Here is a 13,387-nt window from a genome sequence, read left to right on the forward strand (position 1 = left end):
ACGCAGGCCCCCGGGTGTTTCTAAACTGCGGCTTATCCAGGGCAGTGGGGCGGTCGCCGATGAATCGCAATGAATTACGCAAGGCCGACATCAACCTGATGGTGGTCTTTGAAACCTTGATGCTCGAACGCAATGTGACACGGGTGGCCGAGAAGCTGTTTCTTGGCCAACCCACCATCAGTTCGGCCCTCAACCGCCTGCGCACGCTGTTCAACGACCCGCTGTTCATTCGCGTCGGCCATCGCATGGAACCGACCGCGCGGGCCGAGGAAATCATCAAGCACCTGTCGCCGGCCCTCGACTCATTGTCATCGGCCCTGAGCCTGACCCACGATTTCGACCCATCCATCAGCACCATGACTTTTCGCATCGGCCTGTCCGACGACGTTGAGTTCGGCCTGCTGCCGCCACTGCTGCGCGCGTTGCGCCAGGAAGCGCCGATGGTGGTGTTCGTGGTACAGCATGTGGATTACTGGCGCATCCCGGACCTGCTGGCTTCCGGTGATATCACCGTGGGCATCACCCAGACCCGTGGCCTGCCGGCGAATGCCAAGCGCAAGTTATTGCGGCATATTCGCCCTTGCCTGTTGCGAGCGGATGCGTCGGACAAACCGCTGACCCTCGACGAATATTGCGCACGGCCCCATGTGCTGGTTTCCCACACGGCCAACGTGTCTGGGTTCGCCGACGAATGGCTGGCGGAGATCGGACGCAAGCGCCATGTGGTGCTCTCGGTGCCGCAATACAGCGCGCTGCCGGCATTGCTCGCCGGCACCGACATGATCGCCAGCCTGCCGGACTACACCGCCCACGCCATGGCCGCCGGGGGGAATCTGTTCTGTGAGCCGTTTCCGTTCGAAACCCCGACCCTGGACTTGTCGATGGTTTGGCTCAGTCATGTCGACACCGACCCGGCGGAACGGTGGGTGCGCTCGCGGCTGGAGGCGTTCATGAGTGAGCGGGATATGCTGCCAGTCGTCGTAGCAAAATCTTGAGGTAACCCCTTCAGGGGAAACCACCCATGGGCCATCCCGTTGCTTGCTGCGTGCTCACTACCGCAGCGCCAGCTCCGCCGACTGACCAAAGTTTCACACTGAAAGCGGTCTGATTACCCCCGGCCACGTGCTATATGTATGACTCTCTTCCTACAACAACTCGGAGCCTGTCATGCCGCACCTGCATCTGGAATACACCGCCAACCTCACTGAGCTGGCCGTTGAGAAAACCTTGTTGCGGCTCAACAACGTGCTGATGGCGTCCGGGCAGTTCGGTTCCGAGTTCGACATCAAAAGCCGCGCGCTGAAGGTGGAGACGTTCCAGGTCGGCACCTCCCTGAGCCCGCGCGCGTTTATCGCCGTGAAGCTGTCGCTGCTCAGCGGGCGCTCACCGCAGGTCAAGAAGCAATTGTCGGAAAGCCTGTTGGCGGCGCTGCAGGACCTGGGCGATTGGCCTGCAGACCTGCAGGTGCAGCTCAGTGTCTTGCTGGTAGACATGGATCGCGATTCCTACAGCAAAGTCACCATCGGCTGATGGGCAGGGGTTACAGCAACCCCTGATCCGCGCATACCTTCATCATCTGTTCCCTGAACCATGTGTTTGCGCTGTCCTGCTCACTGTGTTCATTCCACTGCATGTCCAGGGTAAACCCCGGTAAACCGTTCGGCGCTTCGCAATGGCCGAACACGGTTTTGTCTGCCAGCAGCTTTTGCACCCGCCGAGGCAAGGTCACGATAAAGTCGGTGCCGGTGATCATCTTCAGCGCCGCGCTGTAGCTGTTGGCCCGGGCGATCACCTGGCGCTTGTGGGACTGGCGCGCCAGCCAGCCGTCGATCATGTTGGTGTCGGAACTCCAGGGCGTGGGGAACACGTGGCGCCGGGCGACGAACGATTGCAGGCTGAATGCCGGCTCGCGGGGCGCCGAGTGTTTGTCGAACACACACACCAGGTCGTCCTCCAGGAGCATCTGGTTCTTGATGTCCTTGTGCTCGCGATGAAAGTGCGGGCCGAAGCAAATCACCAGGTCCAGGCGCCCGTCGCGCAAGGCGTCGGCGGGGATCTCGGTTTCCAGCTTCTGCACGTTGACGATCACCGGAAGGTCGGCGTGGTCGAAGTTTTTCAGCAGGCGCGGCAAGATCAACTGTTCGAAGTATTCGGGGGCGCAGACGTTGAAGGTCACGGCCTTATGGGTGGGGTCGAAGGCCTGGCTGCCGGCGTGACACAGGTTGATGCTTTCGAGGATTTTCTGCACATGGCCGTACATGCTGGTGGCTTTGTACGTAGGACGCATGCCCGCCCGGGTATTGATAAACAACTCGTCTTCGAAACTGGTACGCAGCTTCTTCAAGCTGTAGCTCACGGTGGACTGGCTGACGAATAGAGTTTCGGAGACCTCGGTGACGCTGCTTTGATCGTAAACAGCGATAAACACCATCAGGTCCTGCATATCGAGCTTTCTAAGCAAGTTGCTGTTTAGCATCCGTTCCGTCCGCAAGCGCTTTGTACCGAACTCGGTACAAGACAATACAAAATGTTAACGGAACGCTCGTGCCAATAGAAAGCTCTGTCGGACCTTTCTCTGTTTGAGGTGGGACAAATAATGTTTACAACACGACCTCAGCGAATATGCCGCGCGTAATGCCGGGGATCGAAGCGCAACACGATCAGCAGCATCAACACCACGACCGCCGTCAGTGACCACCAGGCCCATTCAAAGCTGCCCAGTTGGTCGCGGATCATCCCGGCGATCAGCGGCGACAAACCGGCGATCAAGTAGCCAATGCCCTGCACAAAGGCAGTGAGGCCACCGGCCCGGCGTGGGTTGTCCAGATGGTCGAGGGACAGGATCAGGCTCATCGGAAACAACCCGCCAATGCCCAGGCCCAGCAAGCACGGCCACAGCAGGCTCAGGTAGTGCGGGCTGAGAATCAGGCCGCAGAAGCCGGCGATCATCAGCATCAACAACACCGCGACCACGGCGCGCTTGTCTCGGCGGCGGTTGGCAATGGCCGGGGTGAGCAGGCCGGAGACCACTTCCATGGCGGTCAAGAAACCCAGCAACAGGCCGGCGTTCTGTTCGCTCCAGCCCAGCTCCACGTAGTACGGCGCCAGCCAGGCAAGTACGCAGGTATAGGCGGCGGTGCCGAGGCCAAAAAAGATCGCCAGTAGCCAGGCCCGGCAGTTACCAAAGAATGACGCCTGCGAGCCTGCGCCTGCTTGCGGCAGTGGCGGCAGCACCGAGCGCTGCGCGTACCAAAACACCAGCGCCAATACGGCGAGCACCGCCCAGATCGCCAGGCCGATGCGCCAACTGCCGGTGTGCACCTGGATAAACGGCGAGAACGAGGCGGCGATGGCTGCGCCGCCCATGATCGCGGTGACGTACAGGCCCATAAACAGGGAAACGTTGTCGCTGAAGCGCGACTTGATCAAGGCGGGCATCAGCGCCTGGATCATCGCGATCCCTACGCCTGCGGCGATGGCGCTGAAAATCAGCTCAAGCGCCGAATCCAGGAACAACCGCGACACGGTAGCCAGGCCGATCACCAGCAGCGACAGCACAATGCTGCGATGCTCGCCGAACCGCTTGGCCGCGGCCATGCCAAAAAACATCGCCAGGCCCATGGCCATGACCGGCAACATCGTCAGCAAGGACGCGGTGCTGAAACTCAGGGCCACATCAGCGCGAATCGACGACAACAGCGGGCCGACGGCGGCCATCGACGGGCGCAGGTTGAGGGCGACCAGCACCACGCTGATCATCAGCCAAAGGGCGGTAGCGGGTTTTGCGCGGACGTTTTCCATGGGCAGGCCTTGAACTGACAAGGGCGGTATTAGGCCGGGCGCGGGGGAGGGCGGCAAATGAGAAAGTCGTTGGGGCTATTGAAAAAATGCAGGTAGGTTTTTTTGCGGCGAGGGGGCTGTCCTGTGGTTAGGTGGCTTTTCCTGTGGTGAGGGGGCTTGTCCTGTGGTTAGGTGGCTTTTCCTGTGGTGAGGGGGCTTGTCCTGTGGTGAGGGGGCTTGTCCCCCGCTGGAGTGCGAAGCGCTCCCGCTTTTTTTGGGGCCGCTTCGCTGCCCAGCGGGGGACAAGCCCCCTCACTACAAAAGCCCTTGCCTCGGGCAGTTTTCAGGTCGCCCGAATCACATGCTTGATCTCCTGGAACGCCTGCAACCCCCACGGCCCCAATTCCCGGCCGATACTGCTCTGCTTGTAACCACCCCACGCCGTTTGCGGAAAGATTACCTGCGGTGCGTTAATCCACACCAGTCCCACCTGCAACGCATTCGCCACCCGTTCAGCCGCTTCCAGGTTGGTGCTCAACACACTGGCCACCAAACCAAACTCACTGTCATTGGCCAGCGCCACCGCCTCGGCCTCATTGGCAAAGCTGCGCACGCACAGCACCGGGCCGAAGATTTCTTCGTTCCACAACGCGCTGTCCAGCGGCACGTCGGTAAACACCGTCGGGCGAATGAAATAACCGTGAGGCAAATCCGCCGGGCGCCCGCCGCCACACAATAACTTCGCACCCGCTTGCACGCCCCGCTCGATATGCCCCAGCACCCGCTGATACTGCGCACGGTTGACCAGCGCGCCCATTTCCACGTCGTCGGCAAACGGGTCGGCGACGCGAATACTCTCGGCCCTGGCCTGCAAGCGAGTCACAAACGCCTCCGCCAATTCATCCGCCACCAACACCCGGCTGGTAGCGGAGCACATCTGCCCGGCGTTGAAGAAACCACCGCCGCAGGCCAGCTCCACCGCCTGGTCGAGGTCGGCGTCCGCCAGCACCAGCAACGACGATTTGCCGCCCAGTTCCAGGCTTACGCCCTTGACCGTTTCAGCGGCGCGCTGCATCACTTGCACACCCACGGCATTGCTGCCGGTGAAGGAGATTTTCGCAACCCGAGGGTCGCCAGCCAGCGGGGCGCCAACCGCCAGGCCAGTGCCGCAGACCACGTTGAACACACCGGCAGGCAACCCCACCGAAGCGATGATCCTGGCCAGTTCCAACTCCGCCAATGGCGTCACTTCCGAAGGCTTGAGCACCACGCAGCAACCGGCCGCCAGCGCTGGGGCGAGTTTCCAGGCGGTGGTCACCATCGGGAAATTCCACGGCACGATCAGGCCCACCACACCGCAGGGTTCACGGCGTACGCGGGCGCTGAAATCGTCGGTGGGCAGTGCCACCGGACGGTCCTGGGTGGCGTCCATTTCGTCGGCCAAACCGGCGTAATAGGTGAAGGTGGCGATCACGTCGTCCACATCAATGCCCGCTTCAAACAGCGGCTTGCCGTTGTTGCTCGATTGCAGGTGCATCAGGTGTTCACGCTGGGCGCTCACGCCCTCGGCGATCTTGCGCAACAGGGCGGCGCGGTCACGCCCGGTGCTTTTGGACCAGTGCGCAAATGCCGCGCTGGCGGCACTGACGGCCTCAGCCACCGCGCTTGCATCGCCCATGCTCACTTGGGCCAATGCGGCCTCGGTCGCCGGGTTGGTCACGCCCACCACGTCATGGCCCGCACGCCACGCACCATTGATATACAGCCCGTTCACTAGCGTGCTCATACCGCTACCTCCTTCATCCAAAGCCCTTGGTCGATTTCAATCAGCGTTGGCCCCTGGCGATCAGTGGCGGCCCGCAATGCGCTGCGTAATTCCTCAACACCCTGGATGCGCTGGGCCGCCGCGCCGAGGGCCTTGGCCACACCGATAAAGTCGGGGGTGTAGATGTCTACGCCCACCGGCTCGATGGCGCGGTTGACCATGTATTTCTTGATCTCCTCATAGCCCTGGTTATTCCACAGCAGCACGATCACCGGCGTGCGCGCTTCCACGGCGCTGGCCAGTTCCGGCAGGGTGAATTGCAGGCCGCCGTCGCCGATCAGGCACACCACTGGCGCGCCGTTGCCGCGACCCAGCCACGCGCCGATGGCCGCTGGCAAGGCATAGCCGAGGGTGCCGTAGCCGGTGGACGAGTTGAACCAGCGGCGCGGGTGGTCGAGGTTCAGCGTCAGGTTGCCGGTGTACACCGGTTGGGTGGAGTCGCCCACCAGTACGGCGTCGGGCAGCTCTTGCAATACGGTATTGAGGAACAGGGTTTGCGCGCGGGTGGCGGCGTCCCAGCTCGGTTCCAGTTCGCTCCACAAACGGGCCACGCGGTGAGCGCCCCAGTCGCTGTCGCGGGCGGCCAGCGGCTTGGTGACCAGTTCGGCGAGCAGCGCCTTCGCGGCGATTTGCGCGTCAGCCACCAGTGCGACGTGTGGTGGGTAATTGCGTACGGTCTGGTCGCAATCGATGTCGATGCGCAGCAGCGCGCCGGGAATTTCGAAGCCGCCGGCGAAGGTCACGTCGTAGTCGGTTTCTGCCAGTTCGGTGCCGATAGCCAGTACCACGTCTGCCTCGGCCACCAGGGCGCGGGTGGCGACCAGGGTTTGGGTCGAGCCGATCAGCAGCGGATGGTTGGAGGCGAGCATGCCCTTGGCATTGATCGTCAGCGCCACCGGCGCGCCGAGGGTTTCGGCCAGTTGCGCCAGCTCCGGTGCTGCGTCGATGGCACCACCACCGGCGAGAATCAGCGGGCGTTTCGCCGCCGCCAGCAACTGGCTCATCTGCTTGACCGCCGACGGTGCAGCGCCGGCGCGAGCAACACTGACCGGCTCACTGCCCAGCAGGGCATCGGCGTTTTCCACCAGCACATCCAACGGGATTTCGATGTGCACCGGGCGCGGTCGCCCGGCCTGGAACAGCGCAAAGGCCCGGGCCAGCACACCTGGCAGTTCGGCCGCCGACATCAAGGTATGGGAAAACGCCGCCACGCCCGCGATCATCGCGCCCTGGTTCGGCAGTTCGTGCAACTTGCCGCGCCCACCGCCCAGTTGGCTGCGGGACTGCACGCTGGAAATCACCAGCATCGGGATCGAGTCGGCATAGGCCTGGCCCATGGCGGTGGTGATATTGGTCATGCCCGGGCCGGTGATGATAAAGCACACGCCGGGCTTGCCGCTGGTGCGTGCATAGCCGTCGGCCATGAAGCCGGCGCCCTGTTCGTGGCGCGGGGTGACGTGGCGGATGCTTGAGCGCCCCAGGCCGCGGTAGAGTTCCACGGTGTGCACGCCGGGGATGCCGAACACCTGGTCCACGCCGTAGCTTTCCAGCAATTTGACCAATACTTCGCCGCAGGTCGCCATTGTCGTCGCTCTTGTTATTGATAAAGCCGGTATTGGAACGGCTGGCCTGTAGCGGCAACAATCGATAAAAAGTCATACTAGCCATGTCCTCACGTCATGGCTGCGCCCTTATGAAACGCCTTCCCCCGTTGCCGGCCCTGCACACCTTTTGGGTCACGGCCCAGTGCTGCAACTTCACCCGTGCCGCAGAGCAACTGCACATCACCCAGGGTGCGGTGAGCCGGCAGGTTGCCGGGCTGGAAAACCATTTGGGTTACCCACTGTTTCAGCGCCAGGCCAGGGGCTTGAGCCTGACCGAGGAAGGGCGCGAATGGTCCCTGCGGGCGCAGCAGGTGTTCGGCTTGATCGGCGACGCGGTGGAGCAGATCGGCACCCGCCGCGAGACCTTGCAGCTCAAGGCCTCGACCTGTGTGATGCGTTGGCTGCTGCCGCGCCTGATGCAGTGGCAACAGGAGCGTCCGGACGTGCCGGTGGAACTGACGACCACCGTGGCCTACAGCGTCGACTTTCGCCGCGAGCAATTCGATGCCGCGGTGATTTACGCGCCCATAGCGGAGCAGTCGGCCCAGGCGCGGCATCTGTTTGACGAGCAACTGACACCAGTGTGCGCGCCGGCCTTGCTCGCGGGCTTGCACACGCCTGCAGACTTGCAGCAACAGGTGCTGTTGCACCCCACGCGGGATGAGCGGGATTGGGCGTTGTGGTTGAAGGCGGCGCATACGCGCTTGAGCAATCTTGCCCAGGGCCATCATTTTGAAACGCTGGATTTGGCGATGACAGTTGCGTCCCAGGGTTCTGGCGTGGCAATCGGCGACAGCGCGCTGATTGGCGAGGACCTCAAGGCGGGGCGGTTGGCGACGCCGTTTGAACTGCGGGTGCCGACGGGGATGGGCTATTACCTGGTGTACCCGCCGGGGACGCAACTTTCGGCGGGGCTGGAGCAGCTTATGGACTGGCTGGTGGGCCAGGCGCAACCGCCTGCACCTTGAAGATCAAACATGTGGGAGCCGGGCTTGCCCGCGATGGCGATACATCAGGCAACATCACTGTTGAATGACACACCGCCATCGCGGGCAAGCCCGCTCCCACTTTTTTGGTTTTGCGTCAGCCTTAATAACCGACGGTGAACCGCTTACGCGAATGCCGCGGTGTTTCCACTTCATCAATCAGCGCAATTGCAAAGTCGGCAAAGCTGATCCAACTGCGGCCTTCACTGCTCACCAGCAACTCATCCTGGCCCAGGCGGAATTTGCCGGTGCGCGGGGTTTCGGTGAACTCGGCCGAAGGCGACAGGAAGGTCCAGTCCAGCTCGTTTTCCTGGCGCAAGGTGTCGAGGAAAATGCTGCCGGCGCTGGCTTCGGTCTTGTACTCCTCGGGGAAGCCCGGGCTGTCGATCACCTTGGTGCCGCCCGACAACAGCAGCGAACCGGCACCGCCCACCACCAGCAGGCGCTTCACTGCGGATTTTTTCACCGGATAGATCACGGCTTCAGGCGGCAGGGTAGCGAAATGCGCCGCGCTGATCACCACGTCATGGCCGCTGATGGCCTGTTCCAGGGCCTGTGCGTCCAGTGCGTCGACTTGCTTGACGGTCACCCCAGGGCGCACGTCGATCTTGTCGGTATTACGGGCGATGGCCGTGACGGTGTGCCCCCGACGCAACGCTTCTTCCAGCAGTTGGCTACCGGCACGACCGGTGGCACCAATGATTGCGATCTTGCTCATGACGTTCTCCAGTACGGTTAAGGGTTGAATCAACTCACCACTGCATTTCGCCCTTGGCGACTTTGGCGCCCAGTTCCAGGGTGCTTTCGTCGCCCAGGTTCGGGTAACGCTTTTTCATCGCGCTGATCAGCGCGGCAGAGTCCTTGGCCTTGGCGGTTTCTTCGTCAAATGCCTTGATGTAGTCGGCGGTGAACGCCACGGAGTTGAGCGAAGGTGTACCCAGGTAGTGACCCGGAATCACCGTGCGCGGTTTCAAATCCTGGATACGTTGCAAGGTCGCCAGCCAATCGGTGTGGGATTTGGCGGTCTGTGTATCGGCCATCCACACGTGGATGTTTTCAGCGACGACTACACCACCGACCACCGCCTTGATCGACGGGATCCACACGAAGCTGCGGTCCGGTTGTGCACCGTCCAGGCCGATCACTTCCAGTTGCTTGCCTTCCAGGGTCAGGCTGTGGCCCTTGAGTACCTGGGGAATGACGGCTTTGGCTGGCTTGTCGGCGCCCAGTTTCGGGCCCCAGAACGCCAGTTTGGCTTCAACGGTGGCCTTGATATGGTCCACCACCGGCTGCGGCGCCACGATGTTGGCCTTCGGAAAGGCGGCAGTCAGTGTGTCGAGGCCGAAGTAGTAGTCGGGGTCGCCGTGGCTGATGTAGATGGTGGTGAGGCGCTTGCCGCTGGCGCGGATTTTTTGCACCAGTTGCTCGGCCTGGGTCTTGCCGAATTGGGCGTCCACCAAAATCGCGTCTTTCTCACCGCTGACCAGTACCGAGGTGACCGGCATCATTGCCGATTCACCCGGGTTGTAGGCGTCGAGGGTCAAGTCGGCAGCCACGGCGTGGGCGGCGAAAGCCAAGGTGACGGCGGCCAGGGCCACGCGCTTGAGCGGGGAGAATCCAAACATGTGCAGCTCCAGTCATCGGTAAGGTGTGTACGGAGCTTAGTTGCACCAAACACTACAAAAAATGCGATGCTGGGACATAGTTTGTTTCTAAAATCGGGCAAATCATGGATCGTCTTCAGGCAATGCGCGTGTTTGTGGCCGTGGTGGACCTGGGCAGCCAATCGGCGGCGGCCGACCACCTGGACCTGTCGCGGCCGGTGGTTTCACGCTACCTGGCGGAGCTGGAAGACTGGGTCGGTGCGCGGCTGATGCACCGCACCACCCGCAAGCTCAGTCTGACCGCGGCCGGCAGCGAAACCTTGCCCCGTTGCCGGCAGATGCTGGAGTTGTGCAGCGACATGCAGGCCGCCGTCAGCGAACCGGACGAAGCGCCCCGAGGCCTGCTGCGCCTGAGTGTCAGCACCTCGTTCGGCCAGGCACAGCTGGCCGACGCCATGGCCGAATACGTCAAGCGCTACCCCTTGGTCAGTATCGACATGCAGATGCTCGACCGTACGGTGAACCTGGTGGATGAGCGCATCGACCTGGCGATCCGCACCAGCTTTGAACTGGACCCCAACCTGATCGCTCGCCGCCTTACGCTGTGCCGCTCGGTGATCTGCGCCTCGCCCGCTTATCTGCTGGAGCATCCGCAGCCTCGGCGGGTGCAGGACCTGGCCCGGCACAACTGCCTGACCCATTCCTACTTCGGCAAAAGCCTGTGGCACTTCATGGAAAACGGCGAGCCGGTGTCGGTGCCGGTGCAGGGCAATATCAGCGCCAACGAGGCGAGCACCTTATTGCGGGTGACGCTGGCCGGTGCCGGAGTGTCGCGGCTGCCGAGCTATCAGGCGGGCGACTACATTCGCAGCGGCGAATTGATTCGCCTGCTGCCTGAGGCCGAGCCGCAGCAGATGAACATCTACGCGGTGTATGCCTCGCGCAAACACATGCCTTCAACGCTGCGCAGCCTGCTGGATTTTCTGGTGCTGAGGTTTGCGCAGGAGCCGGTGTGGGACGTCGGCCTCTGAGCGACATAAACAGATTGAATGTCGCCCGATAAGCGACATGCCCCGTCTGAGCCATGCATCTGAACTATGCTTATCAAAGCACCTTCTTGATCGGATCAGAGGTCAGCATCATGTCGATCAAAACAAGAAAGTACCTGATGATTTTCACCCTGTGCGCCGCCGCCACCGCGCTTTATGGCACTGCCGCCTACCGCGTCGAGCAGACGCGCCTGCAGCCGGGCTTTGCCTCCAGTTGCAATCACGGGCAGTGCGTTGGCCACATGGCCGCCTTCAGCTCACTTCGCTAGTGTGCTGGTCGGCTTTCAACTGCTCCCGAAACGCTTTCGGGGAGAACCCGACGCGCCGGCGAAACAGCCGCGAGAAGTTGGTCGGGTCGGAAAACCCCAAGACCTCCGACATCTCATTGATGGTCATGCTGGTGTAGGTCAGCAGGCGCTTGGCTTCCAGCAATTGGCGGTCGTGCATGATCTGCAGCGCCGGCTGCCCGCCCAATTCCCGACACGTACCGTTAAGGTGTGAGACCGAGATCCCGAGCTTGTGGGCCAGGTCTTCGATTTTCGGGTGTTCGCGGTAATGCTGCTCCACCAACTGGGTGAACCGGCGGAAGTATTCGCGACCCCGAGGCGCCCGTGGGTGGCGGCGCTGGATGGCCTGGCGGCTGATCCACACCAGCAATACGCTGACCAGCGCGTGCATCATCATGTCCCGCGCCGGTTGATCGTTGGCGTACTCATCCTGCAAACGCGCAAACAGGCTGTTGAGGTAGTCACTGTCGCTGCCGGCAGGGTAGGTGCCCAGGCTATTCAGGCCATCCAGCGCCGCGCCCAGTTGCCCCTGCAAATGGGCCATCAGCGGCGCCGCCAGGGTGACCACAAACCCTTCGACGTTTTCCGAGAACCGAAACCCATGCACGCATAGCGGCGGCAGCACCTGCAGCGTCGATTCGTTCAGGGTGCTGCGCTGGCCCTCGATCTCCAACTGTGCCTGGCCTTTGTGCACGTACAGCAATTGGCACAGGTCGGCGTGCCGGTGGGGTTGGATTTCCCACTGATACTCACGGCTGCGCCGGGAGATGGTTTCGCAGTGCAACAAATCCGGGGTCGGCCATTGCTGGCTCTCACCGTAGAGTTTGAACACTGGAATCGCGGCACTGGCAGTTTTGGTCATGGCTTCATCCGATACTTCGGGATAATTGTGCGGTAATCGCCCTAATTGGCGAAAAGCGCAGCTTTAGGCTCAGTTTTCACCTTCTTATGCCGTGCACTCAAGTGAAAAATGCCAGCAACACCATCAATGACAACTCTTTCACCGAATACGTTCGAGTGAAGCTTGCGGGCCATAAGAATAATGAAAACGCTGAAAACCCAAGTCGCCATCATTGGCGCCGGTCCCTCCGGGCTGCTGCTTGGCCAACTGCTGCACAGCGCCGGGATTGAAACCCTGGTGCTTGAGCGCCAAACACCGGATTACGTGCAAGGCCGCATCCGGGCCGGGGTGCTGGAGCAAGGCATGGTCGACCTGTTGCGCCAGGCCGGCGTGAGTGCGCGGATGGATGCTGAAGGCCTGGTGCATGATGGCTTTGAGCTGGCGCTGAACGGGCAACTGACCCATATCGACCTCAAGGCGCTGACCGGCGGCAAGACGGTGATGATCTACGGCCAGACCGAGGTCACCCGCGACCTGATGGCGGCGCGCCAGGCCAGCGGTGCCACCACGGTGTACGAAGCCCGCAACGTGCAACCCCATGACTTGAAAAGTACAGCGCCATGGCTGAGCTACGAACATGCCGGCGAGCAGTATCGGCTGGAGTGCGATTACATCGCCGGCTGCGACGGTTTCCACGGTGTGGCACGTCAGTCGATTCCCGTCGAGGCGTTGAAAATCTTTGAGCGGGTGTACCCGTTTGGCTGGCTTGGTATCCTCGCCGACACCCCGCCGATCCATGATGAACTGGTGTACGCCAAACACGCGCGCGGCTTTGCTTTGTGCAGCATGCGTTCACCGACTCGCAGCCGCTATTACCTGCAAGTGCCAGCCGATGAGTCGGTTGAAGGCTGGTCCGATGAGCGCTTTTGGGATGAACTTAAAACCCGCTTGCCCGCGTCACTGGCCGGGCAACTGGTGACCGGCCCGTCCATCGAAAAAAGCATCGCGCCACTGCGCAGCTTCGTGGTGGAGCCGATGCAGTACGGCCGCCTGTTCCTGCTCGGCGACGCCGCGCACATCGTACCGCCTACCGGCGCCAAGGGCTTGAACCTGGCGGCCAGCGATGTCAGCACCTTGTTCAACATCCTGCTCAAGGTGTACCGCGAGGGCCGTGTGGAGTTGCTGGAAAAATACTCACAGATTTGCCTGCGACGAGTCTGGAAGGCCGAACGGTTTTCCTGGTGGATGACCTCGATGTTGCATCAGTTTCCTGAGGCTGATGGCTTCAGCCAACGCATTGCCCAGAGCGAACTGGAGTATTTCGTCGACTCCGAAGCCGGGCGTAGAACCATTGCAGAAAATTACGTCGGGCTTCCTTACGAGGCTATCGGATAGCCAGCTATCCAGTACA

The 13,387-nt window shown here is 61.7% G+C and carries 13 protein-coding genes; 6 read left to right on the forward strand and 7 right to left on the reverse strand.

Going from position 1 to position 13,387, the window contains the following annotated elements; all coding sequences use genetic code 11:
- The first annotated feature begins 59 nt into the window (after window positions 1–59).
- Together RGV33_RS07845 and RGV33_RS07850 are read left to right on the forward strand one after the other, a co-directional pair.
- Window positions 60–995, forward strand: coding sequence for a LysR substrate-binding domain-containing protein (locus tag RGV33_RS07845; RefSeq protein WP_322143778.1), 936 nt, complete (start codon window positions 60–62; stop codon window positions 993–995).
- A 172-nt stretch (window positions 996–1,167) separates the two neighbouring features.
- Window positions 1,168–1,530, forward strand: coding sequence for a 5-carboxymethyl-2-hydroxymuconate Delta-isomerase (locus tag RGV33_RS07850; RefSeq protein ID WP_322143779.1), 363 nt, complete (start codon window positions 1,168–1,170; stop codon window positions 1,528–1,530).
- Window positions 1,531–1,540: 10 nt separating this feature from the next.
- On the opposite strand, the gene RGV33_RS07855 is transcribed toward RGV33_RS07850, so the two are convergent.
- From RGV33_RS07855 to RGV33_RS07870, 4 genes are all read right to left on the reverse strand, one after another.
- Window positions 1,541–2,476, reverse strand: coding sequence for a LysR family transcriptional regulator (locus tag RGV33_RS07855; RefSeq protein ID WP_322143780.1), 936 nt, complete (start codon window positions 2,474–2,476; stop codon window positions 1,541–1,543).
- A gap of 137 nt (window positions 2,477–2,613) precedes the next feature.
- Window positions 2,614–3,801 carry a cyanate transporter gene (locus RGV33_RS07860; RefSeq protein WP_322143781.1) on the reverse strand — a complete coding sequence of 396 codons (1,188 nt, stop codon included), beginning with the start codon at window positions 3,799–3,801 and terminating at the stop codon, window positions 2,614–2,616.
- 322 nt (window positions 3,802–4,123) lie between these two features.
- Entirely contained in the window at window positions 4,124–5,566 is a 1,443-nt protein-coding gene (locus tag RGV33_RS07865; RefSeq protein WP_322143782.1) for an aldehyde dehydrogenase family protein, read from the reverse strand.
- On the reverse strand, window positions 5,563–7,188 hold the full coding sequence (locus RGV33_RS07870; RefSeq protein WP_322143783.1) for a 5-guanidino-2-oxopentanoate decarboxylase: 1,626 nt from the start codon (window positions 7,186–7,188) through the stop codon (window positions 5,563–5,565). Before RGV33_RS07870 ends, RGV33_RS07865 begins: the two co-directional genes overlap by 4 nt.
- A 110-nt stretch (window positions 7,189–7,298) precedes the next feature.
- Here RGV33_RS07870 and RGV33_RS07875 point away from each other — a divergent pair, with 110 nt between their 5' ends.
- On the forward strand, window positions 7,299–8,177 hold the full coding sequence (locus RGV33_RS07875) for a LysR substrate-binding domain-containing protein (protein ID WP_322143784.1): 879 nt from the start codon (window positions 7,299–7,301) through the stop codon (window positions 8,175–8,177).
- A gap of 121 nt (window positions 8,178–8,298) precedes the next feature.
- On the opposite strand, the gene RGV33_RS07880 is transcribed toward RGV33_RS07875, so the two are convergent.
- Window positions 8,299–8,913: an NAD(P)-dependent oxidoreductase gene (locus RGV33_RS07880; RefSeq protein ID WP_322143785.1), complete on the reverse strand. Its 615-nt coding sequence runs from the start codon at window positions 8,911–8,913 to the stop codon at window positions 8,299–8,301.
- A 34-nt stretch (window positions 8,914–8,947) separates the two neighbouring features.
- On the reverse strand, window positions 8,948–9,820 hold the full coding sequence (locus RGV33_RS07885) for an MBL fold metallo-hydrolase (RefSeq protein WP_322143786.1): 873 nt from the start codon (window positions 9,818–9,820) through the stop codon (window positions 8,948–8,950).
- A 104-nt stretch (window positions 9,821–9,924) separates the two neighbouring features.
- Here RGV33_RS07885 and RGV33_RS07890 point away from each other — a divergent pair, with 104 nt between their 5' ends.
- Both RGV33_RS07890 and RGV33_RS07895 read left to right on the forward strand, forming a co-directional pair.
- Window positions 9,925–10,830, forward strand: coding sequence for a LysR family transcriptional regulator (locus tag RGV33_RS07890; RefSeq protein ID WP_322143787.1), 906 nt, complete (start codon window positions 9,925–9,927; stop codon window positions 10,828–10,830).
- 53 nt (window positions 10,831–10,883) lie between these two features.
- Window positions 10,884–11,117 carry a hypothetical protein gene (locus RGV33_RS07895; protein ID WP_322148781.1) on the forward strand — a complete coding sequence of 78 codons (234 nt, stop codon included), beginning with the start codon at window positions 10,884–10,886 and terminating at the stop codon, window positions 11,115–11,117.
- On the opposite strand, the gene RGV33_RS07900 is transcribed toward RGV33_RS07895, so the two are convergent.
- A complete protein-coding gene (locus RGV33_RS07900; RefSeq protein ID WP_322143788.1) occupies window positions 11,101–11,997 on the reverse strand; it encodes a helix-turn-helix domain-containing protein in 897 nt (298 codons plus the stop codon). The two genes, RGV33_RS07895 and RGV33_RS07900, sit on opposite strands and share 17 nt — an antisense overlap.
- Window positions 11,998–12,186: 189 nt before the next feature.
- Between RGV33_RS07900 and pobA the strand changes: the two genes are divergently transcribed.
- A complete protein-coding gene (pobA, locus tag RGV33_RS07905) occupies window positions 12,187–13,371 on the forward strand; it encodes a 4-hydroxybenzoate 3-monooxygenase (protein WP_322148636.1) in 1,185 nt (394 codons plus the stop codon).
- Window positions 13,372–13,387 lie beyond the last annotated feature (16 nt).

It is taken from the genome of Pseudomonas sp. Bout1, assembly GCF_034314165.1.
GTDB lineage: Bacteria > Pseudomonadota > Gammaproteobacteria > Pseudomonadales > Pseudomonadaceae > Aquipseudomonas.